The following is a 26,444-nucleotide window of genomic DNA, read 5'->3' as shown; positions in this document are numbered from 1 at the left end:
CTGCCGCGGCAGCGCCTTCTCGCGATCGCCGAGGCCGACCTTGTCGAGCGTAGAGCGCACGCGCTTGGCGATCTCCGCGCGATGCATGCCGCGCAACAGCAGCGGGAGCGCGACGTTGTCGCCCACACTGCGGTCGGCGAGCAGCCGGTGATCCTGGAACACCACGCCGACTTCGCGACGATGCATCGCCATGCGGCGTCCGCGCAGCTTGCCGATGTTGCGATCCGCGAAGATCACCGCGCCGCGCGAGGCGCGTTCGGTCAGATGGATCAGGCGCAGCAGCGTGCTCTTGCCGGCACCGGAATGCCCGGTGACGAACAGCATCTCGCCCGGCGCGACCTCGAAGCTGACGTCCGTGAGCGCCTCGCGCCCGGAGGCGTAGCGCTTGCCGACGTTGTCGAAACGCAGAAGGGTCATGCGACGGAGTATCGCAGAAGCCTCGCGACGGCTGGTCGCGGCAATGTCACGTCGAGAGCACCAACGAAAACGGGCGATCGCATCGCGACCGCCCGTTCGTATCGCTCGCCACTCGCGCGGCGTGGCGTCAGTGCTGGCTGCGCGGCGCCCGCGTGATCAGCGACTTCAGCCCACGCGCGACCCGATGCAGCAGGCCGGGCTTGGCTTCGGCACCGACTTTCGGTGCGTCCACGCCAACGCGCGGGGGACGCGCATCGTGACGCGCCGGGCCACGCTCGGTGCGGCTCGCGGTCGTCGTGTTCGACTCGGCCACCACCGCGCCGTCGACCGGCTTGCCGCGACGGCGGCGGCGACGCTTGCGCGCCGGCACTTCCTGACCGGTCGCCTGATCGATGCGCGGCGGACGCGGCGCCTTCGGTGCAGCCGCGGCCTCACCCGCCACCGCTTCGACCGCCGGCTTCGGTTCGCGACGCGCGCCCTCGGGCTTCGGCCCGCGCGGACGATGCTCGCCATCGCGCGCACCGCCGCTGCGGCCGCCGCTGCGCGGCTTGATGCCGCGACGCGCGTCGTCTTCGGCCTTCTGCTCGCGCGCCTCGCGGAAGATCGCGCTGACGCTCTCCTCGTCCTCGCCCTCCACCTTCTCGCGCACCGGGCGCGGCAGCGCGACCAGCATCTCCGGCGACACGTGTTCGCCGGGAATCTTCTGCTCGATGTAGGCCTCGATGTCCGGCAGCGTCATGCCATAGCGCTCGCAGGCGAAGCTGATCGCGTCGCCCTCGGCACCCAGGCGCGCGGTGCGGCCGATGCGGTGGACGTAGTCCTCGGCATCGAACGGCAGGTCGTAGTTGTAGACGTGCGAGACGCCGTCGATGTGCAGGCCGCGTGCGGCGACGTCGGTCGCCACGAGGATCTCGAGCTGGCCTGCCTGGAATTTCTTGAGCAGCGACTCGCGCTTCTTCTGTGGCACGTCGCCGCTGAGCACACCGACGCGATAACCGCCCTTCTCCAGCGCACGCGCGACGCGCTCGACGAAGGCCTTGGTGTTGACGAACACCATGGTGCGCGCGCCTTCGCTGCGCGACAGCAGGCCGAGCAGCAGCGGGATCTTCTCTTCGTCCGCCGGGTAGTAGACCTTCTGGCGCACGCGCGCCGCGGTGATCGACTCGGTCTCGACGACCAGCTTCTCCGGCTCGTTCATGTGCTCGTACGCGAGCTCGAGCACGCGATGGCTGAGCGTCGCCGAGAACAGCAGTGTCTGCCGCGTGGTGCGCTCGGGCATGCGGCGCAGCAGGAAGCGGATGTCCTTGATGAAGCCGAGGTCGAACATGCGATCGGCTTCGTCGAGCACGCACATCTCGCAGGCGTGCAGCGACACGACCTTGTGCTGCTTGACGTAGTCGATCAGGCGGCCGGGGGTCGCGATGATCACGTCCGCGCCCTGCTGCAGGATCTGCCGCTGCTTGTCGTAGTCGACGCCGCCGTAGACCAGCGCGAACTTGATGCCGAGCTCGGAGCCGAACTTCACCGCGTCCTTGTGGATCTGGATGGCGAGCTCGCGGGTCGGCGCGAGGATCAGCGCGCGCGGGTCCTCGGGCTTGCGGTCGGCGAGCGCCGGGCGCGTCAGCAGCCGGTTCACGACGGCGACGAGGAAGGCGAGCGTCTTGCCGGTGCCGGTCTGCGCCTGGCCGGCGACGTCGCGGCCGGTGAGGGCGATCGGAAGGGTGAGGGCCTGGATCGGCGTGCAGCGCGTGAAGCCGGCGGCTTCAAGACCCGCGAGCAGCGCGGGGTGCAGGTCGAACGAGGTAAAGGAAACGTCGGTTAGGGGCTTGTCGCTCATCAGGATCCGGCGCCGAAGCGGCGCGTGCGAAGGAGGGCGGCGGCCGGGCACGAGGGCTGGCCGGGCCAGGCGTCCGGGCGCGCGTGGGGAGCGGGCGGGATGCATCCGCGGAACACTGCGGATGCGGATCGGACGGTCTCGCGGGGCTTGCGCCACCGCGGAAGGCCCCCAAGTGTAGCGCATGGCTGCACGGCATCCGTGCGACCATGATCGCCGCACCGCACCCCGAGGAGACCTGTTCAGTGAGCGAGAAGATCAAGCACGTCGGCGATGCCGATTTCGACCGCGAAGTCCTGCAGTCGTCCGAGCCGGTGCTGGTGGACTTCTGGGCGCCGTGGTGCGGCCCCTGCAAGATGATCGCACCCGCGCTCGACGAGCTGGCCGGCACCTACGAGGGCCGCGCCAAGATCGTGAAGGTCAACGTCGACGACGAGCGCCAGACCGCGATGAAGTACCACGTGCGCTCGATCCCGATGCTGCTCGTGTTCAAGGACGGCCAGATCCACGGCCAGCAGATCGGCGCGGTGGGCAAGGCCCAGCTCGCTCAGCTGATCGACAAGGCGCTCTGACGCCCGAGCGGGTCGCGCCGAGGGCGTGACCCGCCGATGAACCGACCGGGCGGCGCCGCGCCCCGCGCCCCGCCCGTCGCGTAGAGTGGCTGCATCTTCCGCCGCCCGACGGCCGACCTTCACGCGGCACCGCCGCTTCGTCCGGTCGAATCCCGCTGTCGCGAGCGCTTGCACGTCTCGTCGCGGCGGTGCTAGTTTCCCGCTGGCCCGGCGCGTTCGCGCTCGCCGCACCCCTCTTATCTATTCCGATCCCGACATCGCCCGCCTACCGCGGGCGCTCGCCGCATTAGCGAGGATTTCCGCTTGTCCGACCAGACCCCCGACGCCGGCGAAGTCGCCGAGAAGCGCGTGCGCAAGACGCGCGTGGCCAAAGCCGACGCTCCCGACACCACCGCGACCGCCGTCGCCGAACCGCCACGCAGCGAAGCGCCCGCTCCCGCCGCGCCCGAACCGCCGGTGCGTGCCGAATCCGCGCCGCCCGCTCCGAGCGCCGACGCCGCGGCTGCACCGGTCGCCGGCGCCCCCGAGCCTTCGGGCGAATCGTCGTCGCAGCAGAACGCTGGCGGCGGCCAGAACGGCCCGCGCGAGCAGAGCGAAGGCCAGCGCCAGAGCCGTCGCGAACGCTTCAAGAACCGCCGCGAACGCCAGCGCGAACGCCGCGAACAGATGATGAGCGACGAAGGCGGCGGCAACGGCGAAGGCTTCGTGCCGCGCCCGCATCCGCAGGTGCCCGAAGGCTTCCCGCAGTACTCGCTGGGCGATCTCAAGCGCATGCCCGCCAGCAAGCTGATCGAGCTCGCCGAGCAGCTCAACATCCACGAGGGCGTTGCCCGCGCCCGCAAGCAGGACATCATCTTCGCGCTGCTGAAGGTGCTGACCCGCCACGGTGAAGGCGTCGCCGCCGACGGCGTGCTCGAGATCCTGCCGGACGGCTTCGGCTTCCTCCGCGCGGCCGAGGCGAGCTACCTCGCCGGTCCGGACGACACCTACCTCTCGCCGTCGCAGATCCGTCGTTTCAACCTGCGCACCGGCGACCACATCTCCGGCCGCATCCGCTGGCCGAAGGACGGCGAGCGCTACTTCGCGCTCAACATCGTCGACACGATCAACGGCGAGCCCATCGAGGCGTCGAAGAACAAGGCGCTGTTCGAGAACCTCACGCCGCTGTTCCCGCGTCGCAAGTTCCGTCTCGAGCGCGGCGACGGTTCGACCGAAGACGTCACCGGCCGAATCCTCGACCTGATGGCGCCGCAGGGCAAAGGCCAGCGTGCGCTGATCGTCTCGCCGCCGAAGGCCGGTAAGACGATGCTGATGCAGCAGGTCGCCAGCGCCATCACGTACAACCATCCGGACGTGCACCTCATCGTGCTGCTCATCGACGAGCGCCCGGAGGAAGTCACGGAAATGCAGCGCACCGTGCGCGGCGAGGTCATCAGCTCGACGTTCGACGAGCCGGCCGCGCGCCACGTGCAGGTCGCCGAAATGGTGATCGAGCGCGCCAAGCGCCTGGTCGAGCACAAGAAGGACGTCGTGATCCTGCTCGACTCGATCACGCGACTCGCGCGCGCGTACAACAACGTCGTGCCGTCGTCGGGCAAGGTGCTGACCGGTGGTGTCGACGCTAACGCGCTGCACCGTCCGAAGCGCTTCTTCGGCGCCGCGCGCAACGTCGAAGAAGGCGGCTCGCTGACCATCATCGCCACCGCGCTGGTCGATACCGGCTCGAAGATGGACGAGGTGATCTACGAAGAGTTCAAGGGCACCGGCAACTCCGAAGTGCACCTCAACCGCCGCATCGCCGAGAAGCGCGTCTACCCGGCGATCGACATCAACCGCTCGGGCACGCGTCGCGAAGACCTCCTCATCGAGCCGGAACTGCTGCAGAAGATATGGATCCTGCGCAAGCTCCTGCACGGCATGGACGAAATCGCCGCGATGGAGTTCCTGCTCGACAAGATGAAGAACACGAAGAGCAACGACGAGTTCTTCAGTTCGATGAAGCGCTGAGACGCGGATCGATTGAAATTAAAAGCCCCGCTTCGGCGGGGCTTTTTTTGAGCGCTTCGTCCGGCCCGACTCAGGGCGACAGCGCGGCAAGGGGGACGGCCAGGCGGTAACGCGTATTGACCCCGCCCTCTTCGCCCTGGGCCAGATCCGAAGCACTCGGCTGGGGCGCTTTCGCGTCCACTGGAGCCCATGCGGGCACGCGCTTCACCGTGCGCGTTTCCAACGTCCACTGGCCCACGCCATCGATGCCACCCTTCATCGGACGATCGATACGGAACTGCACCGGGACGTAGGCGATGTATCCGTCTGCAACGCGCTCATGCGCTGGCATATCCGACAGCGCGAATGGGGTGGTCTCCCACTGGCGAAGCACCTGCAGCGCCGCCTTTTCGAAGATCTGAAGCGCCTTCGCCACTTCGCGAGGGTTGCCGGTGCGATGCACCAGGGCACTCTGCTGGACCGCGGCGTCGCGCACCCGACCATCGGGCCCGATAAGCAGGGCAACGAGAACATCCGCATCGAGCTCGTAGCGCAGTGCCTCTTTGGGATAGCGGATGGGCGCACGCTTGATCACGGTCGGCTGCCCAGCAGGAGCGGCGGACTCCTTCTTCTCCGGCGGAAACGTCAGATTGTCGATCGCCAACCGCATCGAACCGTCATCGAGCTTTTTCGCGGATACAGCGACACGCATCGTGGTCTCGGCATTGACGATCTTGCCGTCGACCTCGACCGGTTCGAAGCGAACGCTTTTCACCATCTCGCCAACGCGTTCGGCAAGAAGAGCAGGAAGCTCCGTTTTCGGCGTGTACTCGGCCACACGCCCCTGCTTGTCGATCACGATCCGACAATCGATGCGCGTCACCAGGATCGGCTGTTCCATCGCCGGAAGCGGTGTCACGGCCGCGGACACGTCAGTGGCCCCGAATGCGGCGCACAGCAGGAGCATCAGGCGATATTTCATGGGATCTTCGTCCTTGGTGACCGTTGCGGCCGATGATGCCATCGGAACCCCATCAGGGGGCGACCGCCACCCGATCCCGTCCCTGATGCTTTGCCTCATACATCGCCGCATCCGCGCGTGCGACCCATTCGGTGGTGTCTTCGTCGGGCCGCAGGACGGCGCCGCCGATCGAGACGGTGACGGCGCGACCGCCGGCGCGGACGCGCACGCCGACCGCGTCGCGAAGGATGTCGGCGATCTTGTACAGCGTCGCCGCGTCGACTCCAGGCAGAAGCAGCACGAACTCCTCGCCGCCATAGCGGAAGAGTCGATCGCCCGCGCGACAACTGGTCTGCACGACGCGGGTGAAATGCACGAGCACGTCGTCGCCCGCTTCATGGCCGAAGTCGTCGTTGACGCGCTTGAAGTGGTCGAGATCCATGACGAGCAGGCCGACGGGCGTGCGATGGCGCCGGAACGTCTCGGCGGCGATGTGCAGCTCGCGATCCATCGCGCGACGGTTGGCGACGCCGGTCAGCGGGTCGCGCGAGGCCTGCGTCTGCAGTTGTTCGCGCTGCAGGTCGGTGCGGCGCGCGAACACGTAAGCGATCGCGCAGCCGACGGACGCGCTAGCGAGGTACATCCAGCGATCGAGCGGCGTGGCGAATGCGTGTGCGTCGATGACGAGCGCGGCGATCAGCACGGCCGATGCGACGAGCGCATGGCGTCGCCGCACGAGGATGAAATTCGCGAGCAACGCCGGACACGACCAGAACGCACCCGCCAGCCCGATGACGTGGCTGACCGCGATGCACGCCAGCGTCATGGTGACGACGACGAACGCACCGGCGCGCAGCAGGTTGCCGCCACGCCATGCATACAGCCATGCGCCTGCGAGCGCGCCGATGATCAGCACATCCACCGCCACCGCCGTCCATTCGTGCTGCATGGCGCGGAAGATCGCGAACGGGGCGACGCCGAGCACGCCGATCGCGCAGCACGCGATGACGACGGCGAACTGGAAGTCGGTGCGCACGCGCTGAAGCGACATCTCCACCTCGTCCCGGTCGAACAAGCGGCTGCAGCGTAACCCGGCGGACACTGCATCGCGGTGGTTGCGACCGGACCGGGCAGACGGGCGGCTACGATGGGGCGTCCGGCCCGGGAGCTTCACCATGCACGGCAGCGGTCTCGATCTTGCCCTCGTCTTCCTGCTCGCCGCGGTCGTCGCAGCGCCGCTGTTCCGGCGGCTGGGCCTCGGCGCCGTGCTCGGCTATCTCGCCGCGGGCGTGCTGCTCGGGCCGCAGGGCCTGCGAGTGGTCGCCGATGCCGACCCGGTGCTCGCGGCGTCGGAAGTCGGCGTGGTGATGATGCTGTTCGTGCTTGGCTTGGAGCTGTCGCCGTCGCGACTGATGGTGATGCGGCGCCCGGTGTTCGGTGCCGGCGGCATGCAGATGCTGCTGTGCAGCCTCGCGCTGGGCGGCGTCGCGCGACTCGCGGGAATGTCGTGGACGTCGGCCATCGTGGTCGGCATCGCGCTCGCGCTATCGTCGACGGCGGTCGGCCTCCAGCTGTTGTCCGAGCGGCGCGCGGTGCACAGCGAGTACGGCCGCCTCGCGTTCGCGATCCTGCTGTTCCAGGATCTCGCCGCGATCCCGCTTCTCGCGCTGATGCCGCTGCTCGGCCATGTCGGCGGCACATCGTTCGACGGCTACGTGGTCGGCAAGGCGCTGGGCGCGGTGCTGCTGGTCGTCGTCGGCGGCCGGTTGCTGTTGCGACAGGCGTTCCGCCTGATCGCGCGCACCGGCATGCCGGAGGTGTTCACAGGCGCCGCATTGCTTACCGTGCTCGGTGCCGCGTGGATCATGTTGCAGGCGGGGCTGTCGCCCGGTCTCGGTGCGTTCCTCGCCGGCGTGCTGCTGGCCGATTCCGAATTCCGCCACGAACTCGAAGCGCAGATCGACCCGTTCAAGGGGCTTCTGCTCGGCCTGTTCTTCATGGCGGTGGGCATGACGATCGACGTCGCGCGCGTCGTCGCCGAGCCGTTGCGCATGGCTGCGCTCGTCGCCGCGATGCTCGCCATCAAGTTCGTGCTGCTGGTGATCGTCGGCCGCAAACCGGGGCGCCTGTCGAGTCGCGATGCGGTGCAGCTCGCGGGCGTGCTCGCGCTCGGCGGCGAGTTCGCGTTCGTCGTGTTTTCGGAAGCCTCGCGCGTGGGCCTGATCGATGGACTGACGCGCGATCGCCTCGTCGCGACGGTGGGCCTGTCGATGGCCGTCGGCCCGTTGTTGATGCTGGTCGTCGCGCGACTGGTGGGACGCGCGCCGGCGAAACCTGCGCGCGCGTTCGATGCGATTCCGGACCATCAGCCGAAAGTGCTCATTGCGGGCTTCGGACGTTTCGGCCAGGTCGTCGCGCGACTTCTGACCGCGCAGAAGCTGCCCTTCATTGCGATCGAGCCCAGCGCCGACCAGGTGGATTTCGTGCGGCGCTTCGGCAACCCGGTGTACTACGGCGATCCGAGCCGCTCGGACCTGTTGCGATCGGCCGGCGCCGAATCGGCGAAGGTCTTCGTGATCGCCTTGGAAGATCCGGAGGCCTCGGTGCGCACGACGCGTGCGGTGCGACAGCTCTATCCCGACGCCGCGGTGTATGCGAGTGCCCGCGATCGTCGCCACGCCTGGGAGCTGATGGATCTCGGCGCGCACGCGATCCGCGAAGCCTTCCACTCGAGCCTGCACACCGGCGAGCGCGTGCTCGTCGAACTCGGCTTCGACGCGGCGACGGTGCACCAGCAGGTCAAGCGCTTCCGCGAGCACGACGAACGCCTGCTGCGCGCGCAATACGAGGTACGCGACGACGAAGCGGCGCTGATCCAGACCTCGCGCGAAGCACGCCGCGAACTCGAGGATCTGTTCAACGCCGACGTCGGCGAAGGCGTGCTCGGCACGATGGTGCGCGAAGCGGAAACGCCCTGATCGATCGGCCGCGCAGCAACGCGGCCGACGTCCCGGTCAACGATCGCGCAGGAAACGCGCCATCGAGATGTCGCGTTGCGACGTCGCGGGCGTGAACTCGGCGGCGATGTCGACGAAGCCGCGCATCAGCGCGACCTCGCGCGGCGAGCGGTTGAGCGAATCGCGCAGCTCCGGATCCGCGCCCGCCTTGAGCAGACGCTGCACCACGCGCGGCAGGCCGTGCAGCGCCGCGAGATGCAGCGGGCCGAAGCCACGTGCGTCGCGCGCATCGAGCGCAACGTCCTGCGTCAGGAACAGGTCGAGCGCGGCGAGCAACACGTCTTCGTCGACCGCCGTGCCCGGCTCCGCACGCGCGCCAAGCAACAGCAGAAGCGGCGTCACGCCGTTCGCCGGCTGATCGGCTTCGACACCGGCGAGGTCGAGCGCGTCGATCAACGCGACCACGCGGGAACGCTCGCGCGCGGTGAACGCATAGAGCGCCGCGCAGTGCAGCGCGTTCCGGCCCTGCCCGTCGACGGCGTGCACGTCCGCGCCGGCGGCGATCAGACGCATGACGAGATCGGGCAGGCCTAGCGCGCTCGCAACCATCAACACCGTGAGATCGCCGGGCAGTCGCTGTTCGAGCGACACGCCCGACGCGACGAGCCGGTCGACGATGTCGAGATGGCGCATCGACACCGCGGCCGACAGCGCCGTTGCGCCCGACGCGGCGGCGAGGCCCGGATCGGCGCCACGCGACAACAGGAGTTCGACCACCGCGCGATGTCCGCCACCCGCGGCGCGCAGCAACGCGCTGCAGCCCTGGCGATCGACGGCGTCGACCGGCATGCCGAGATCGAGCAGGCGGCGCACCGCATCGTCGTCGCCCGCCATCGCCGCGGCCGGCACGTCGGAGGCGCGTAGCGGACGGCGCGGCAGCGGCCAGCCGCGCCAATCCAGCCAATCCGCGATGTCGCGACGGCCCGCGGCGAGCGCGACGCCGAGCGGTGTCTGCCCGTCCGTCGCGCGCAGTTCGGTGCACGCGCCGTGCGCGACGAGGCGCTTGACCAGGTCGATGCGGCCGAGCGCCGCGGCGAGGTGCAGCGCGCTCATGCCACGGCTGTCGCGCGCGTCGAGGCCGACGCCGGTTTGCAGCAGGCGTTCGACCAGCGGCACGCCGCCGAGGCGCACCGCCAGCGTGATCGCAGGATCGCCGCCGCGCGACGGTCCGAACGGATCGGCGCCGCGTTCGAGCAATTCGAGTGCCATGCGTGCGCAACCCGCATCGCCGGCGACGCATGCCGCGAGGAAACGCGCGAGCCCGCCGCGACCGGTCGGCTGCACGCCGGCATCGAGCAGGCGACGGAGCGCGGGCAACGCAGCGGGACCGCGACCGAGCAGCACGAACAGCGGCGTCTGGCCCTGCCCGTCGCGCACGTAGGGATCTGCGCCGCGCGCGAGCAGCCATGCGACGTTCGCGGGATTCGCGACGATCTCGTCGTCGTGCAGCAGCGAGCCGAGATCGATCGGCGAGGTCAGCTTCGCGACCGCATCCAGCCCGTCGCGACCTTCGCGCAGGCCTTCGCGCAGCAGCGCGATCGGCGGGCGATCGGGCAGCGGTGCGTCGTCGTCCTCGCGTAGTGCGACCGGCAGGCCATAGCCCGCATCGAGGGCGGCAACGAGCGCCCAGCGGCCCGCTTCGGCCGCGCGATCGACGGGACGCTTGCCCTGCTTGTCGACCTGCGACGGATCGGCGCCGAGTTCGATCAGGCGCGCAACGAGTTCCGGCGTGGTGCGATCGGATTCACAGGCGAGCGCGAGCAGGCCGCGACCTTCGGCGTCGACCCGCGCCGCCTGCGCGGCGCCGCCGTCGGGCATCTGCCGCAGCAGTTCGTCGGCGACTTCGAGATGGCCGCCGCGCACCGATTCCATGATCGGCGTGCGGCCCTGCGCGTCGGCCAGCGAGGCATCGGCGCCGGCTTCGAGCAGCGCGATGACGATCTCGATGTGGCCGGCGTATGCGGCGACGTGCAGCGCGCTGCGGCCCGAGCGATCGCGCGCATCGACGCGCGCCTTGTGTTTGAGCAGCAGCTGCACGCCGGCGGGATCGTCGTCCTCGCTCCCGGCCGCGGCGAGCAGCGCGGGCTGGCCACCCGGCGGCTCCGGGCGCGCGCCGCGTTCGAGCAGGAAGCGCGCAACGCGCCAGTTGCCCACCGAACACGCCATGCCGAGCGGCGACAGGCCTTCGTTATTGACGACTTCGAGTTCGGCGGCGGCATCGCGCAGCAGCGCGGCGACGCCCGGATCGGTGCTGCGCGCGGCGAAGTGCAGCGCGGTGTTGCCTTCGCCGTCGCGCGTGCGCGGGTCGGCGCCGTTCGACAGCAGCGTCATCACCGCTTCCGGACGGCCGTGCCAGCTGTCGCGCGTGGCGGCGAGCAGCGGCGTCATGCCCGCGTGCATCGCGTTGAGGTCCACGCCCTTGCCGATCAACGCGCGCAGGAGGCGAAGGTCCGGCAGCACGGCGGCAAGCACGGGCAGCGCGCGCTGATCGCGTTCGCCGGCCGGCGGCGGCGCAGTGACGTCGGCGCCGGTGTCGATTAGCGCGAGTGCGCGTTCGACGCGTCCACCGCGCGCGGCGTCGTAGAGCTCACGCAACATCGCGTGCGGATCGATCGCGGGCGCGACCGGCGCGACGACCGTCGTTTCGGCGCGCACGGCGTCGAGCGAAACGATGTTGTCGGCGCGCGCGGGTTGTTCGACGCGCTCCACGGCAGGCGTCGCACCCGCGGCACGCTGGATCGCGAGATGCAGGACCGGTCCGATGACTGCAACCGCGACCGCAGTCGCGATGCGCGCCGCACCGACGAGCAGACCCGGCCATGCGAGCAGAAGCGTCTCGGCGGCGATGACGACGACCGCTGCCGCGACGCCGAGGCCACGCCATGCCGTGCGATCGACGTCGTGCAACGCGTCGAGATGTTCGCGCCAGTCACCGTCGCGTTCGACGCCGCTCCACAGCGTCCACATTGGCCACAGCACCAGCAACGCGATGCCGACGGCGAGGCTGAGCGCGATGGTCGCGGGCAGCGAACCGCTGTGCAGCAGCGCGGACAGCGGCCAGCCGAGCACGACCGCGATGCCGAGCGTCGCGACCGTCCACAGGCCGAGCGTGACGAGCGCATGCGACCTCGGCGCGCCTGCGGTGCGACGACGCATCGCGATGCCGAGCGTCGCCAGCGGCTGTGCGAGCAACACGCCGAGCGCAGCGGCGGGCGACGGCAACGCGGCGAGCGCCGCGAGCACGACGGCGGCGGCGACCAGCGCGACCGAGCGTCCCTGCGAAGTGCCGCGCTCAGGCATCGCGGCTCCGGTAAAACTCTTCGGCGTCGTACGCCGCCGCATCGGGCAGCGGCGGGATCTGCAGGAAGAAGCCGCGCGTCTCCAGCGCTTCGCGCACCTGCGCCACGTCGGCGCGGGCGAGCTTGCGATCGGGCGTCAGTTCGACCTCGAGCACGAAGTCGAGGCCGCCGAGCTGTGAGCGCACAGCCTCGGGCAGCGCGTCGAAGCCATCGCGCTGCGCGAGATAGACGTAGGTGTCGGCCTTTCGCAGGCTCTTGTAGACGTGGGCGTGCATGACGTCGACGCTCCGGGGGCGTCGGCACAGCATACCCGCGGACTAGTGGTGATAGCCGCTGTCGGCCGCGATCTTTCCGGAGAACACGCGATACGACCACCACGTGTAGCCGAGGATCGCCGGCAGCAGCACCGCCATGCCGACCATCACGAAACCCTGCGACGACGGCGGCGACGCCGCGCTCCAGATCGTCAGCGACGGCGGAATGATGTGCGGCCACACGCCGACGACGAGCCCGACGAAGCCGAGCAGGAAGAAGCTCAGCGTGAGGATGAACGGCATCGCGTCGCGGCCTTCGCGCATGGCGGCGCGCCACAGCAGGAACGCGTTGACGAGCGCGAGCAGCGGCACCGGCAGCAGCCACCAGAAGCTGCCGCCCTCGAACCAGCGCGCCATGATCCGCGAACTCAGGAACGGCAGCCACGCGCTGACCAGCCCCATGAATGCCACCACCGCGAGCACCAGCGGGCGTGCCATGTAACGGGCCGAACGCTGCAGGCGGTCTTCCGTCTTCAGGATCAGCCACGTCGTGCCGAGCAGCGCATAGCCGAACACGACAGCGACGCCGGTCAGCATCGAGAACGGGCTGAACCAGCCGAACGCGCCGCCGAGGTACTTGCCCGCGGTCAGCGGCATGCCTTCGACGATGGAGCCCAGAATCACGCCCTGCGCGAACGCGGCGAACGTCGAACCGAGGCCGAACGCCGCGCCCCAGAAGCGGCGCGCGCGCGTCGCCTTGAAGCGGAACTCGAACGCAACACCGCGGAAGATCAGCGCGATCAGCATCAGCAGCACCGGCAGGTACAGCGCCGACAGCATTACCGCGTACGCCTTCGGGAAGGCCGCGAGAAGACCGGCACCACCGAGCACCAGCCAGGTCTCGTTGCCGTCCCAGATCGGCGCGGCCGTGTTCATCATGTGGTCGAGCTCGTCCTCGTCGCGCGCGAACGGCGCGAGGATGCCGAGGCCGAGCACGAAACCGTCGAGCAGCACGTACATCAGCACGCCGAACCCGATCACGCCGAACCAGATCACCGGCAGCACGGTGGCGGCGCTCACAGGCGCACCCCGGCGTTTTCCTCGGGCAGCGAATCGACCGAGAGCGGGCGCTTCGGGCGGCGGTCGCCGTGCTCGGCATCCGGGCCCGGGTCATGCGGCAGCGGCCCGATGCGCACGAGCTTGCGGATGTACCAGAGCCCCGCACCGAAGATCACCGAGTACGCGGCGAGGACCGCGGCCATCGACGTGATCACTTGCCCCGTCGTCAGCATCGGGCTCACCGCATGCGCGGTGCGCAGCAGCCCGTAGATCACCCACGGCTGACGCCCGATCTCGGCGACGTACCAGCCGGTGAGCAGCGCGACGAAGCCGGCGAACGTCATCCATCGCCAGCCGTTGATCAGCCAGCGCGAGTCGAACAGGCGGCCGCGTCGCAGCTGCAGCGCCGACAACCAGGCGAGCGCGAGCATCGCGACGCCGAGGCCGACCATGATGCGGAACGAGAAGAAGACGGGCGACACCGGCGGGCGTTCGTCGCGCGGCACCGCCTTGAGCGGCGCGATCTCGCCCGCCCAGCTGTGCGTGAGGATCAGCGAACCCACGCGCGGCAATGCGATCTCCGCGTTGTTGCGCCCGTTGTCCATGTCCGGCAGCGCGAACAGCACCAGCGGCACGCCGGCGCCGGGCTCGCCCTGCTCCCAGTGCGCCTCGATCGCGGCGAGCTTCGCCGGCTGGTACTTGTGGACTTCGAGGCCGTGCAGGTCGCCGACGAAGATCTGCGTCGGCACCGTGATCGCGGCGAACAGCACCGCCATCTTCAGCATCTTGCGCGCGGCATCGACGTGCTCACGTCGCCACAGGTACGCCGCACTGACGCCACCGACCACGAAACACGTGGTGATGAACGCGGCGAGCACCATGTGCGCGAGGCGGTACGGAAACGACGGATTGAAGATGATCGCCCACCAGTTGGCGGGCTCGAACACGCCGCCGGCGTTGATCGAATAGCCGGCCGGCGTGTGCATCCAGCTGTTGGCGGAGATGATCCAGAACGTCGAGATCAACGTGCCGAGCGCGACCATGCAGGTCGCGAAGAAATGCAGCTTCTCCGGCACCTTCTTCGCGCCGAACAGCATGACGCCGAGGAACGTCGCTTCGAGGAAGAACGCGGTCAGCACCTCGTACGTCATCAACGGGCCGAGGATGTTGCCGGCGCGTTCACTGAGCACGGCCCAATTGGTGCCGAACTGGAAGCTCATGACGATGCCGCTCACCACGCCCATGCCGAAGCTGATGGCGAAGATGCGCAGCCAGAAGAAGTAGATGTCGCGCCAGACGCTGTCGCGCGTCTTCAGCCATCGCCATTCACAGAACGCCAGCCAGTTGGCGAGGCCGATCGTGAACGCGGGAAACATGATGTGGAACGAGATCACGAATCCGAACTGGATCCGCGAGAGCAGCAGTGCATCCATCGAGGGCCATCCCTTCGATCAGGTTGAGTCGTCTATTCGCCTGCGTATTGTGCGCCCGTCGCGACAGCGGACGCCAGTGACGGCCGGGCCCGTCGTCGCCTCCCTCGCGCGCCGCCTGAACCCGTGAAACCGCGCACGGCGCGGATGACCGACGCCACAGCCGCCTCGCAGCGGCGGCTGTTACGCTCGGCCGACTTCGTTCGTCGGACCTTTCGATGCGTCGCAACTGCCTCGCCACCGCCCTTCTTCTCGCGGGCCTCGCCCCGCTCGCCGCCACCGCGCAGACCGCGCCGCGCATCACCCTCGACCAGGCCATGGCCGACCCGGACTGGATCGGCAACGCGGTCGAGCAGGCGTGGTGGTCGTGGGACGGCCAGAACGCCTACTTCACCCAGAAGCGCGCCGGCGCAACGATCCGCGACACGTTCCGCCAGCCGATCACCGGCGGCGCAGCGACCAAGCTCGACGGCGCGGATCGCGCGGCGATCGACGGCGACGACGCGGTGGTCGACGCGAGCGGCACGCGCATGGCGTTCTCGCGCGGCGGCGACATCTTCGTGCGCGACCTCAAGAGCGGCGCGCTGACGCAGGTCACGCGCACCGACGCCGAGGAATCGCGCCCGCAATGGGGCCCGCAGGGTCAGCTCGTGTTCCGCGCGGGCAACGACTGGTTCACGTGGCGTGCCGGCACCGGCATCGCGCAGGCGTCGACGCTCAAGCTCGAGGACGATCCGGACAAGGCCAAGAAGGACGACGACCTGCGCGCGCGCCAGCTGCGCCTGATCGACACGCTGCGCACCGACCGCGAGAAGCGCGAGGCCGCGAAGGCGCAGGACAAGACCTGGCGCGCGGCCGATCCCACCGCCGCGCCGCCGGCCGCCTATCTCGGCAAGGACCTCGAGCTCGTCGACAGCGCGCTCTCACCCGACGGCCGCTGGCTGCTCGCGGTGACGTACCCGAAGGACGCCAACCTCGGCCAGCAGGGCAAGCTGCCGAAGTACGTCACCGAATCGGGCTACGAGGAGTTCGAGGAAGTGCGCACGCGCGTCGGCCGCAATGCGCCCGCCGCGCATTCGCTGTGGCTGGTCGAAACCGCGACGGGCATCGTCACCCCGCTCAAGTTCGACGACCTGCCCGGCATCAAGACCGACCCGCTCGCCGAGCTGCGCAAGAAGGCCGGCAAGAAGCCGCTGGACGGCGCGCGCGACGTGCGCATCGAAACCGACGGCGACGGTACCGGCCCGGCGATCCACTGGAGCGACGACGGCCGCGACGCCGCCGTGCTCGTGCGTGCGGTCGACAACAAGGATCGCTGGATCGCGCAGGTGGATCTCGGCGCGAAGAAGCTGGTCACGCGCGATCGTCTCACCGACAACGCGTGGATCAACTGGAACTTCAACGACTTCGGCTGGCTGCCGAACGCGAACGGTCGCAACCGGCTGTGGTTCCTGTCGGAGAAGTCGGGCTATTCGCATCTGTACGTGAGCGATGCGCCGGGTTCGTCGCGCGCGCTGACGTCGGGCAAATGGGAAGTGTCCGCACCGGTCGCGACGCGCGACGGCCGCCGCTTCTACTTCGAGTGCAACCGCAAGTGGCCGGGCGACTACGAGATTTGCGCGGTCGATGCGAACGGCGGCGACGTGCGCGAGGTGACGAGCCTCGACGGCGTCGAGGATTTCGATCTCTCGCCGGACGAGTCGAAGCTGCTCGTGCGTCACTCGTCGAGCTACGTACCGCCGCAGCTGGCCGTGGTCGATGCGAACGGTGGCGCAGCGCGCGAACTCACCGACACGCGCAGCGAGAAGTTCAAGTCCATCGACTTCATCGCGCCCGAGATCGTGCAGATCCCGAGCAAGCACGGCGCCGGCACCATCTGGGGCAAGTTCTACGGCCCGAAGAACTACGAGCCGGGCAAGACCTACCCGATCGTGTTCTTCATCCACGGCGCGGGCTACCTGCAGAACGTGCACGCGCGCTATCCGAACTACTTCCGCGAGCAGATGTTCAACAACCTGCTCGTCGATTCGGGTTACGTCGTGCTCGACATCGACTACCGCGCGTCGAGCGGTTACGGCCGCGACTGGCGCACGGCGATCTACCGCAACATGGGCCATCCGGAGCTCGACGACCATCTGGACGCGCTCGACTGGGCCGTCGCCAGCCGCCACGCGGATCGCGACCTTGCCGGCCTCTACGGCGGTAGCTACGGCGGCTTCATGACACTGATGGGCCTGTTCCGTTCGCCGGGCACGTTCAAGGCCGGCGCTGCGCTGCGCCCGGTCACCGACTGGTCGCAGTACAACCACGAGTACACGTCGAACATCCTCAACACGCCGGAGCTCGATCCCGACGCCTACGCGACGAGCTCGCCGATCGAATACGCGAAGAACCTGCAGGACAACCTGCTCATCGCGCACGGCATGATCGACGACAACGTGTTCTTCCGCGATTCGGTGGTGCTCACGCAGAAGCTCATCGAGCTGCACAAGGACAAGTGGACGCTCGCGCCGTATCCGCTGGAGCGCCACGGCTTCGTGCACGCGGACTCGTGGTACGACGAGTACCGCCGCATCCGCGAACTGTTCGCGGCGTCGCTCGGAAAGTGAATGCAAAGGCCCACCGTTCGGTGGGCCTTTCTCTAGGTGCCGCTGTTTTCGCTGCTTCCTCGACTCAACGGCAACGCCCGGTCGAGCCGGCAGCGCAGATGCGGCCGTCGATCCAGGTGGCGCCGTCGAGTCGCGCATTGCCCCATTCGGCGTTCGTCACCACGGCATTGCGCAGGTTCGCGCCGCGGAGGTCGGCGCCGCCGAGCTCGGCGTTGACGAACTGCGCGCCAACAAGCTGCGCACGGCTCAAGTTGGCGCGCGTCAGCGTGGCGTTGGTGAAATCGACGCCGCTGAGATTGCGACCCGCGAAGTTGTGGCCCTGCAGCTCGGCATTGACGTAGCTGATCGCCGGCGGCGCGCCTACGGAGCCTGCCGTCATCGTGCGGCCGCTGACCGTACTGGTCGCGGCACCACCGCCCGCCGCGATGTTGACGCGCGATCCGCTGATCGTGCTGCGCTGTACGTTGTCGCCTTCGACAACCCGACGTCCGGTGTTCGAGTTGATGTTCTGCACGGATGTGCGACCGGATGCCGTCGCCTTGACGTTGCCGTTGCCATCGCTGGACAGGCGATTGCCGTCGCCGGCATCGATGCGGACCTTGCCGTCGGCATCGACACCGATGCTTTGCGCGGACGCGGCACCGGCCACGAGGGCAAGGACGAGCGCGAATGGGCTGATGGTCTTCATGGACACCTCCTTCGGAAAATGCGGATCAGTGCGACGGCCGGGCTGCGAGGCCGGACAGGGGATCGTCGAGTCGTGCGGGCGCCGGCGTGCCCGACGACGCGGGCGGGCGGACTTCGTTGGTGACGTCGACCGACGCGAGCTGCTGCATCCACGCGGGATCGAAGGCGCCGTCCGCCGTGACGCGTGACTGGATCAGGCCGAGCATGCGACGCGACGGCGCGTGGCCCTTCGCCGCGGCCGCGCGGTAGTAGCGCAAGGCTTTTGCATAGTCGACCGGAACACCGTCGCCGCGGTGATAACGCTGCGCGAGCGCGAACAGCGCAGGCGCGTCGCCCTTGGCGGCCTGCGCAGTGGTCGCCTGGGTTGCCGCCTGTGCATCGTCGGCGCGCTTGAGAGACGCGAGATTGAGTTTGGCGGACGCGCTTCCGCTTTGAGCGGCGCGCCGATACCACATCTCGGCGGTGGTACGGTCGCCCATGCGTTCGTAATGGACGCCCATCGCGTTCTGCGCGGCGGCGTCGCCTCGCCTTGCAGCACTCTCGCGCAATGCGGCGGCGCGTTTCGCGTCGCCACCGTCGGCCTCGACGAGCGATAGCAGGTAATCGGCGTGGACGACTCCGGCCGCACTCGCGGATTGCAGCAGCGAGCGCGCGGCATCGACGTTGCGCGTGCCGCCGAGGCCCAGCCCCTGCATGTACCCCACTGCGGCGGACGCGCGAACGTCACCGCCTTGCGCTGCCTGCGTGAACAGGCGCAGCGCATCGACGTAGCGCTGCGCATCACCGGTGCGACGCCAGGCAGCGAGGCCCTGCTCGAACGCGGCCGCCGGCGAAGTCGGCTCGTTCGACGGGGCGTCCGGGGCGACGTGTGCGTCGGGCTCCATCGTTACGGGCGCCGCAGTGGTCGTTGCGGATCGCGGCGGGCGAATGTTCGACGCCGGCGGCTCCTCCACCGCAGACGCCGGCGGCGAGCCGACGGTCTTGGCGGGCCAGCGGAAGTTGCTCGACGGAGGCGCGTCCGGTGCAGGCGCTGCGGTGACCGGCGCCGTGAGCGGCGGCGTCGCAGCGGGCCAGCGGATGTTGCTCTGCGGCTCGTTCGGCGGCGGTGGGTCGCTCGGCACGGACGCAACGACCGCATCCGTGGCATACGCGTCGGCGTGCAGCACGGGCACGGTGCTCAGCGCGAGGAGGCACGCCGTCAGCCAAACATCACGCGATGAACGTTGCACGGTGCTCATGCTCAGGGCCGCACCACCGTCCATGCGCGCACGCCGCGACCGACCAGCCCGCCGGCGGCGGTCGCATAGGCACGTTCCAGCTCGTCGAAGCTCGCCACGGACAGCGGCTCGAGCGGCGGTGCATTGAGCGTTGCCGGCAGGCGCGCACTCACGTCATGGGCGGTGTCGTAACAGCGCACTTCCTCGCTGCCCGGACGCGAGAACTCGATCGCGAAACTCTGCGGATTATTCGGGTCAGGCACCAGGAGCGAACGATTGCCCTCCACCTGTGCGGCCGTCTGCAGTGGATTCGGATAGACCTGCGTGATCGCGTTCTTGGCATCGCGGTAGTAGCAGCGCAGGTAGCCGGTGCGATCGGTGCTGATGTTGAAGTACACCGACTGGCCGACCGTGTACTCGGTGGTCGACGACGGCAACGTGATCGTGACGCGTGCCGGGCGCGGGTCGGTCGATTCGAGCGCCGGCGTGCCGTTGCGCGGTATGGCCGCGAGCTCGGTCGGCATCCGCCGGCTGACGTCACCCCAGCCGATGCGGCTGAAACCGCCCTGTCCGTCACTGCGCACGTAGTCGCGCGCGAGGCGATCGTAGGTTTCGTAACTGAGATCACCGGTCGCGGCGATGCCGGCATCCACCTGGTAGCGACGCACGGCGTCGCGCAGCGCCGCGGGTATGACGCGGCCGCTGACATCTCCGTCGTAGTAGCCGTTGGCCCGCAGGCCGCGCGCAATGAACGCGGCGCGCTGCGCGTCGTCCATCTTGAGATACCACTGGCGCAGCTGGCGCTGGAATTCCGGATGCGCGCTGTCGAGCGACAGGCATTCCCAGTACGGCAGGCGCGCCCACTTGCCGACCAGTTCGATCATCGACAGATCGACGAGCGTGCGCGTTGCCGGTCCGACGCCCTGCGAATAGTCGTTGCCGAATTCGAACTGCACGCCCGCTTTACGGATGCGGCCGCCGAGATCGAGGCCCGCACCCTTGTTGGCCAGCGCCATTTCGTTCGCGGAATGCACACCCGGGATCAGCGTGCGCGTCTGGAAATCGCCCAGGTGCAGTTCGGCGCCCATCACCGTACCGATGAGGTCGCGCGAGTAACCGACTTCGCCTTGGTTCGTCCCGGCGCCGAGGCTGCGACGGTCGATCATCACGTTCTGGTCGAGGAAACTGATGGCGCCGGAGACGTAGAGCTGCGGCACCTGGATCTGCATCTGGTTCGCCTGCAGCAGCAGGCCGGTGAGAGTCTGCACCGTGTCCTGCTTGAGCGGATCGACTTCGTAGTCGACGAAGCGGAAGGCGTTGCTGGTGCGGGACATCTCCGACAGCGACGTGATCACCATGTCCTTCGTGGCCACGAAGACCTTGCCGGATGCATCGGGAATCGTCTTGCTGGTGATCAGGATCGGACCGACGTGGTTGTCGCGCAGCATCGCGTCCATGCAGGCCAGGCCGTCGTCGAAATTGCTGACCGAACGCACCGGCCAGACGACGCTCCGGTCCTCGACATAGTTCTGATCGAAAAATGCCGCGTTCTTCTGCGGGCTGCTCTTGCCGAGCGTGCTGCATCCGCCGAGCGCGATCACCGCGCATGCTGTCACCGCGACCCGCAGGCCGCCCCCCAAAACTCGATGCATCCCGACTCCGTTCGCTGGTTGATGTGCGGCGTGCCGCGCGGCGACGCCGTGTTTACTTGCACACGTTGATGACGCTGCCGTTCACCACGACGACGCGATCGTTGCGCTGCCCCTGCGGCGCCGGGCCGTAGCGCGGGGTGAACCCGCCGACCGTCGACGGCGACGCCGTCGTGGTGCCGACGTTGGTGATGCACGTCTTGGCGCCGGAACCTGCCCGGTTGGCGGTGACCGTCGTGTCGCTGCCCACCTGCTGCGTGCCGAAGCCGATCCAGCGCTTGGCCTGCGCCTGGGTGACCTTTGCGCGATCCCACGGATCGATGTCCTTGCGCGGCGTCGGATCCTGCTGCTGCGCGAGCGCGGGCACGGCGGCGATCAGCAACACCGCGGCGATGACGGCGGGCGTGAGCGTGTTCATTCGACCTCCAGAACGTGGGAGAAACGCAGTGCGGGGCGACCTCGAACAAGGCCGCCCCGCGAACCACTGCGCGGCGCAGGCCGCGTGGCGTCGATCAATCGCCGTCGTTCGACGAGACGTTCTGTTCGGCCTTGGTGCCGGCGCCGACGGCGGCGTTCAGCACCGCGCCCTGCACCGTCGTGGACTGCTTGTTGTCGCCGCCGATCGAGACGTTGCCCTTGTTCGACGAGATGTTCTGCTTCGCGCGGGAGCCCGCACCGACCGCAGCGTTGAGGACGGCGCCCTGGACGTTCGTGGACTGCTCGTTCTTGCCCTTGATCTTGACTTCGGCGAAGGCCGAGCCCGACAGCAGGAGGGCGGCGGCGGCGAGGGTGATCAGCGTCTTCTTCATGCGATGTCCTTTCAGTCGGCAGTGCACGTCAGGTGCACGGGATGGCGGTGGAACGGCGGCCCGATGGGGGGAGGACGCGCGGCGGGCCGGACCGGCGTCCGGAGGCTCAGTGGTCGTCGCTGACCGAGCCGATGTTCACCGTGGCCTTCGAGCCCGAGCCCGACGCCTGGTTCTGGATCGAGCCCTCGACGTGCACCGACTGGCGGTTGCTGCCGACGCTCGCGTTGCTCACGGAGCCGACGTTGATGCGCGCCTGGGCACCGGACTCGGCCTTGTTGTTGACCGAGCCGCTGATCGTCACCGACTGGTCGTTGCTGCCGCTGATGACGACGCGGCTGTTGGACCCTTGCTGGGCCAGGGCCGACGTGGACAGGGCAAGCAGGGCAAGAACCGCGAGGCTGCGGCGCATGGACGTCTCCGGTAGATGGGCGCACGGAGATCGCGAAAAGCGCCGTCCGTGGTGCACGACAGCAAAGCTGACGTTCGACGTCACCTTTTGTCACCGCGCGTCAATGGCGCGTGAGTGCGATATGCCGGTCCGGTTAATGCCCACTCGCGGCTTCGGCCGAGATACGGACGTTTAGCTGCACGTTCGCCGAACTTATCCGTGACGACTGCGTCAAAACGGTCGAGCTCGCAAGCCTCGCCGCCGCTCGGTAACCAACGTGCGTTCTGCAACGAGCGTCACACTCGGTGAGCGCGGCGACGTGGGATCTCACGTTCGCGACGGGTGCTCGCGACGGCGAAGGGATAATTCGCCGCCGTGTCACGGAGTAGTCGGCGCCCCGCGCGCCGCCCGTATGCAAGATCTCGACGTCCTGATCATCGGTGGCGGTGCCGCCGGCCTGATGTGCGCCTTCACCGCGGCGCGCCGGGGGCTGCGCGTTGTCGTCGTCGAGCATGCGAACCGCGTCGGCAAGAAGATCCTGATGTCGGGCGGCGGGCGCTGCAATTTCACCAACACCGGGACGACGCCCGCGAACTACCTGTCGGGCAATCCGCACTTCTGCAAGTCGGCGCTGGCGCGGTACACGCCGTGGCACTTCATCGAGATGGTCGAGCGCCATCGCATCGCGTACCACGAGAAGGAACTCGGGCAGCTGTTCTGCGACGAGTCGTCCAAGCTGATCGTCAAGATGCTGATGGACGAATGCGACACCGCGGGTGCGCGCGTGCTGACGGGATGCAGCGTCGAACGCATCGCCCACGAAGGCGAGCGCGACTTCCGCGTGCGCACGACGGCGGGACCCTTCCATGCGCGTGCGCTGGTCGTCGCCAGCGGCGGTCTTTCGATTCCGAGCATGGGCGCGACCGGCTTCGGCTACGAGCTCGCGCGCACGTTCGGGCATGCCGTGAAACCGACGCGTGCAGGGCTGGTGCCGCTGACGCTCAGTGGTACGCATCAGGAGCGGTTGGCCGATTTGAGTGGCGTGGCATTCGACGTCACCGCGAGCTGCAACGGCGTGAGTTTCAGCAACAAGCTGCTGGTCACGCACCGCGGCCTGAGTGGGCCGTCGATCCTTCAGATCTCGTCGTACTGGCAGCCGGGCGACGAGCTCGTGCTCGACCTGCTGCCGGGTCGCGACGCGCACGACTTCCTGACGTCGCATCGTGCGTCGCGCCCCGATGCGCTACTGCATACGGTGCTGTCGGAAGCCCTACCGAAGCGGTTCGCACAGCGGCTCTGCGAGGTCTGGTTGCCGGATCGACCGATGAGGCAGTTCACCCCGCCACAGTTGCGCGAGGCGGCGTCGCTGCTCGAGCGGTTTCCGATCATTGCGAGCGGCACCGAAGGCTATCGCACCGCGGAAGTCACGCTGGGTGGCGTCGACACGAACGAGTTGTCGTCGAGCACGATGGAATCGCGGCTCGTACCGGGCCTCTATTTCATCGGCGAAGTCGTCGACGTCACCGGCTGGCTCGGCGGCTACAACTTCCAGTGGGCTTGGGCCGCGGGACACGCCTGCGGCGAGGCGATCGCGGCCTGACTCAGCGTCGCGGCGCGGGGCCGCTCGAACGCCGTACGCAGACCGTGTAGGGCACATGCAGCATGCGGCCGCCGCCGGGGTTCTGAACCGCCGCGAGGAGTTCGAGCGTCGCCAGCCGACCCATCTCGTGCGTGGGCTGGTGCACGGTGGTGAGCGGCGGAAAGATCTGCGTCGACATGGGCGTGTCGTCGAAGCCGCAGACCGAAAGATCTTCCGGCACGCGCAGGCCCTGCTCGAGCGCCGCGGAAATCACGCCCGCGGCCATGTCGTCGTTCGCTGCGAAGATCGCGGTCGGGCGGCGCTTCTGCGCGAGCAATGCACGTGCAGCCCGCGCACCGGATTCGAACGAGAACTCGCCCGGCATCAGCAGCGTGTCGTCGATTTCGAGGCCGGCTCGCTGCAGGCCGAGCTGATAGCCGGCGATGCGCCAGCCCGTTGCGCCGTGCGCCGGATGCCCGGAGATGTGCGCGATGCGGCGATGCCCGAGCGTGGCGAGGTGCAGCACCATGTCGCAGGCGGCCTGCGTCTCGTCCATGCCGACGCCGATGCTGCCGACGCGATCCTTCGGCGAAATGCATGCGACCGGCATCTGCAGTTCCGCCAGGCGCGCGCGCAGTTCGGGGATGTCGGTGATCGGGGGCGTCAGCACCAGGCCATCGGGCTGCGAGCGGCGAATGAGGTTTTCGACGCGATCGAGCAGGCCCGGCACATCGGTTTCGACGGGGCACAGCAGCATCGCGTAGTCCTGCTGTTCGCAGGCCGCGAGCGCACCGGACATCACGCCCATCAGGTAGTTGTCGGACGGGTTGTTGTAAAGCAGCGCGACCAGGAACGACTTGCTCCCCGCGAGGCTGCGCGCGGAAAAGTGCGGGATGTAGTTGAGCCGCTTCACCGCCTCGAGCACACGCTCGCGCGTTTCCTCGCGCACGTTCGGCTCGCGATTGAGCACGCGCGACACGGTCTTCATGGAGACCTGCGCCGCCTCGGCCACGTCCTCGATGCGGACTCTCGACACCATGATCGCTCCCGTCGGCCTGCATCAGGCCGTGCCGTCGCCGTGGGGCAGGCGATGCGGCGACACAGTGTAATGTCCCCATTTCCGCCGCATCGGTGCGCTGCACCGTCGCGACGACCCCGCGAACCCGGCCGATCCTACCGGAAAATTGACAGCGCTATCATCCCGCTCGTCTTTGCGGCAGACTCGGCGCGACCCTCCGTAGGAGACCGTGTCAATGGCTTCGTATTCGGCTGCATCGCCTGTCTCGACCACCGACGCGCCCGCGGATACCACGCGTCCGCTGGTGATCGTCACCATCCTCTTCTTCATGTGGGGCCTGTTGACGTCGCTCAACGACGTGCTGATCCCGCACCTCAAGGCCGTCTACACGCTCAACTACGTGCAGGCGATGCTCGTGCAGTTCTGCTTCTTCGGCGCGTATTTCCTCGTGTCGTTGCCTGCGGGCGGATTGATCCGTCGCATCGGCTACCAGCGGGGCGCGGTGACGGGCCTCGCGATCGCGGCGACGGGCTGCCTGCTCTTCTATCCCGCAGCGAAGAGCGGCTACGCGCTGTTCCTGGTCGCCTTCTTCGTGCTCGCCGCGGGCATCACCATCCTGCAGGTCGCGGCGAATCCGTATGTCGCCGTACTCGGCGATCCGCGCACGGCATCGAGCCGGCTCACGCTCACGCAGGCGTTCAATTCGCTGGGCACGACGGTCGGCCCGTACTTCGGCGGCATCCTGATCCTCTCGGGCGCCGCGGCACTCGCGCCCGACCAGATCGCCGCGATGCCGGCCGCGCAGCAGGCCGCGTATCGCGCGACCGAAGCATCGAGCGTGCAGGGCCCGTATCTCGCCCTCGCCGCCGCGCTCGCGCTGCTCGCCGTGCTGTTCGCACTGGTGCGACTGCCGCGCATCACGCATGACGACACGCTGCCGGGCGCACCGACGACGTCGATCTTCCGCCATACGCACCTGGTGCTCGGCGCGATTGGCATCTTCCTGTACGTCGGCGCGGAAGTGAGCATCGGCTCGTTCCTGGTCAACTTCCTCGGCGAGCCGCACATCGCGCACATGCCTGCCGCAGACGCTGCGAAATACGTCAGCTACTACTGGGGCGGCGCGATGATCGGGCGCTTCATCGGCTTCGCGGCGATGCGCGTGGTGCGCCCGGGCATCGCGCTCGGGTTCAACGCGGCGATGTCGATGCTGCTGGTGCTGATCGCCACGCTCAGCGGCGGCACGCTGGCGATGTGGGCGATCCTCGCGGTCGGCCTGTTCAACTCGATCATGTTCCCGACCATCTTCAGCATGGCGCTGCATCGCCTCGGCGACCTCACCGGTCGCGGCTCCGGCGTGCTGTGCATGGCCATCGTCGGCGGCGCGATCGTGCCGTTCCTGCAGGGCGCATTGGCCGATCGCATCGGCCTGCAGCCTTCGTTCTTCCTGCCGATGGCCTGCTACGCCTTCATCCTGTTCTTCGGCCTGAAGTACGCGCGCCTGTATGAGCAGGCGCGTTGAGTCGCTGATCGCCCTCGCGTTCGCGGCGACGTTCGCGTCGCCGTCGATCGCTGCACCGTCGACCGTGCGCATCGTCCATAACGGACGCGGCTATCACCTCGAAGTCGACGGCCAGCCGTTCGTAATCCGCGGCGCCG

At 68.5% G+C, this 26,444-nt stretch carries 21 protein-coding genes; 6 read left to right on the top strand and 15 right to left on the bottom strand.

The features are described 5' to 3' along the window. Positions 1-417, bottom strand: a 417-nt coding sequence (locus EVS83_RS14530; protein WP_133501745.1) for a cell division ATP-binding protein FtsE, incomplete at its 3' end; no start/stop codon positions are given. A 127-nt stretch (positions 418-544) separates the two neighbouring features. After that, complete coding sequence (rhlB, locus tag EVS83_RS14525) at positions 545-2,254, bottom strand: ATP-dependent RNA helicase RhlB (protein ID WP_133501744.1); 1,710 nt, start codon at positions 2,252-2,254, stop codon at positions 545-547. Between the two features lie 242 nt (positions 2,255-2,496). Between rhlB and trxA the strand changes: the two genes are divergently transcribed. Both trxA and rho read left to right on the top strand, forming a co-directional pair. Next, on the top strand, positions 2,497-2,823 hold the full coding sequence (gene trxA / locus EVS83_RS14520; protein WP_133501742.1) for a thioredoxin: 327 nt from the start codon (positions 2,497-2,499) through the stop codon (positions 2,821-2,823). A gap of 303 nt (positions 2,824-3,126) precedes the next feature. Further along, complete coding sequence (gene rho, locus EVS83_RS14515) at positions 3,127-4,830, top strand: transcription termination factor Rho (protein WP_133501741.1); 1,704 nt, start codon at positions 3,127-3,129, stop codon at positions 4,828-4,830. A 70-nt stretch (positions 4,831-4,900) separates the two neighbouring features. Here rho and EVS83_RS14510 read toward each other — a convergent pair whose 3' ends face one another. Both EVS83_RS14510 and EVS83_RS14505 read right to left on the bottom strand, forming a co-directional pair. Next, positions 4,901-5,791, bottom strand: coding sequence for an energy transducer TonB (locus EVS83_RS14510; protein ID WP_166636923.1), 891 nt, complete (start codon positions 5,789-5,791; stop codon positions 4,901-4,903). A 52-nt stretch (positions 5,792-5,843) separates the two neighbouring features. Continuing rightward, entirely contained in the window at positions 5,844-6,821 is a 978-nt protein-coding gene (locus EVS83_RS14505; RefSeq protein ID WP_166636922.1) for a GGDEF domain-containing protein, read from the bottom strand. A gap of 124 nt (positions 6,822-6,945) precedes the next feature. On the opposite strand from EVS83_RS14505, the gene EVS83_RS14500 reads away from it, so the two are divergent. Next, the gene (locus EVS83_RS14500; RefSeq protein ID WP_133501738.1) at positions 6,946-8,748 is read left to right on the top strand and encodes a monovalent cation:proton antiporter-2 (CPA2) family protein; all 1,803 of its coding nucleotides are present in this window, start codon (positions 6,946-6,948) and stop codon (positions 8,746-8,748) included. 36 nt (positions 8,749-8,784) lie between these two features. Here EVS83_RS14500 and EVS83_RS14495 read toward each other — a convergent pair whose 3' ends face one another. The 4 genes from EVS83_RS14495 to EVS83_RS14480 are packed head-to-tail and all read right to left on the bottom strand — an operon-like array spanning position 8,785 to position 14,832. After that, positions 8,785-12,087, bottom strand: a complete 3,303-nt coding sequence (locus EVS83_RS14495) for an ankyrin repeat domain-containing protein (RefSeq protein ID WP_133501737.1) — start codon at positions 12,085-12,087, stop codon at positions 8,785-8,787. Next, positions 12,080-12,361, bottom strand: a complete 282-nt coding sequence (locus tag EVS83_RS14490; protein ID WP_133501736.1) for a YcgL domain-containing protein — start codon at positions 12,359-12,361, stop codon at positions 12,080-12,082. Before EVS83_RS14490 ends, EVS83_RS14495 begins: the two co-directional genes overlap by 8 nt. Before the next feature lie 42 nt (positions 12,362-12,403). Further along, a complete protein-coding gene (gene cydB, locus EVS83_RS14485; protein ID WP_133501735.1) occupies positions 12,404-13,420 on the bottom strand; it encodes a cytochrome d ubiquinol oxidase subunit II in 1,017 nt (338 codons plus the stop codon). Then, positions 13,417-14,832 (bottom strand): cytochrome ubiquinol oxidase subunit I, encoded by a 1,416-nt coding sequence (locus EVS83_RS14480; RefSeq protein ID WP_133501734.1) that lies wholly within the window; start codon positions 14,830-14,832, stop codon positions 13,417-13,419. Before EVS83_RS14480 ends, cydB begins: the two co-directional genes overlap by 4 nt. A 215-nt stretch (positions 14,833-15,047) precedes the next feature. Between EVS83_RS14480 and EVS83_RS14475 the strand changes: the two genes are divergently transcribed. Next, a complete protein-coding gene (locus EVS83_RS14475; RefSeq protein WP_133501733.1) occupies positions 15,048-17,438 on the top strand; it encodes an alpha/beta hydrolase family protein in 2,391 nt (796 codons plus the stop codon). 64 nt (positions 17,439-17,502) lie between these two features. Here the strand turns inward: EVS83_RS14475 and EVS83_RS14470 are convergent, their stop codons facing one another. From EVS83_RS14470 to EVS83_RS14445, 6 genes are all read right to left on the bottom strand, one after another. Next, the gene (locus EVS83_RS14470; RefSeq protein WP_133501732.1) at positions 17,503-18,126 is read right to left on the bottom strand and encodes a pentapeptide repeat-containing protein; all 624 of its coding nucleotides are present in this window, start codon (positions 18,124-18,126) and stop codon (positions 17,503-17,505) included. A 25-nt stretch (positions 18,127-18,151) separates the two neighbouring features. Next, positions 18,152-19,363: a tetratricopeptide repeat protein gene (locus EVS83_RS14465; protein ID WP_133501731.1), complete on the bottom strand. Its 1,212-nt coding sequence runs from the start codon at positions 19,361-19,363 to the stop codon at positions 18,152-18,154. A gap of 2 nt (positions 19,364-19,365) precedes the next feature. Next, a complete protein-coding gene (locus tag EVS83_RS14460) occupies positions 19,366-20,994 on the bottom strand; it encodes a DUF4384 domain-containing protein (protein ID WP_133501730.1) in 1,629 nt (542 codons plus the stop codon). 52 nt (positions 20,995-21,046) lie between these two features. Next, complete coding sequence (locus EVS83_RS14455; protein WP_133501729.1) at positions 21,047-21,409, bottom strand: hypothetical protein; 363 nt, start codon at positions 21,407-21,409, stop codon at positions 21,047-21,049. Positions 21,410-21,503: 94 nt separating this feature from the next. Continuing rightward, complete coding sequence (locus tag EVS83_RS14450; RefSeq protein WP_133501728.1) at positions 21,504-21,800, bottom strand: hypothetical protein; 297 nt, start codon at positions 21,798-21,800, stop codon at positions 21,504-21,506. 106 nt (positions 21,801-21,906) lie between these two features. Then, a complete protein-coding gene (locus EVS83_RS14445) occupies positions 21,907-22,209 on the bottom strand; it encodes a hypothetical protein (protein ID WP_133501727.1) in 303 nt (100 codons plus the stop codon). Between the two features lie 391 nt (positions 22,210-22,600). Between EVS83_RS14445 and EVS83_RS14440 the strand changes: the two genes are divergently transcribed. Continuing rightward, complete coding sequence (locus EVS83_RS14440) at positions 22,601-23,788, top strand: BaiN/RdsA family NAD(P)/FAD-dependent oxidoreductase (protein WP_133501726.1); 1,188 nt, start codon at positions 22,601-22,603, stop codon at positions 23,786-23,788. 1 nt (position 23,789) lies between these two features. Here the strand turns inward: EVS83_RS14440 and EVS83_RS14435 are convergent, their stop codons facing one another. Next, entirely contained in the window at positions 23,790-24,806 is a 1,017-nt protein-coding gene (locus EVS83_RS14435; protein WP_133501725.1) for a LacI family DNA-binding transcriptional regulator, read from the bottom strand. 214 nt (positions 24,807-25,020) lie between these two features. On the opposite strand from EVS83_RS14435, the gene EVS83_RS14430 reads away from it, so the two are divergent. Further along, the gene (locus EVS83_RS14430) at positions 25,021-26,307 is read left to right on the top strand and encodes a glucose/galactose MFS transporter (RefSeq protein WP_133501724.1); all 1,287 of its coding nucleotides are present in this window, start codon (positions 25,021-25,023) and stop codon (positions 26,305-26,307) included. The last annotated feature ends 137 nt before the right edge of the window (positions 26,308-26,444 follow it).

The organism is Cognatilysobacter terrigena (assembly GCF_004361065.1).
Classification (GTDB): domain Bacteria; phylum Pseudomonadota; class Gammaproteobacteria; order Xanthomonadales; family Xanthomonadaceae; genus Cognatilysobacter; species Cognatilysobacter terrigena.
The sequence above is the reverse complement of the archived record's forward strand: the minus strand, read 5'-3'. Positions and strand labels throughout refer to the sequence as shown.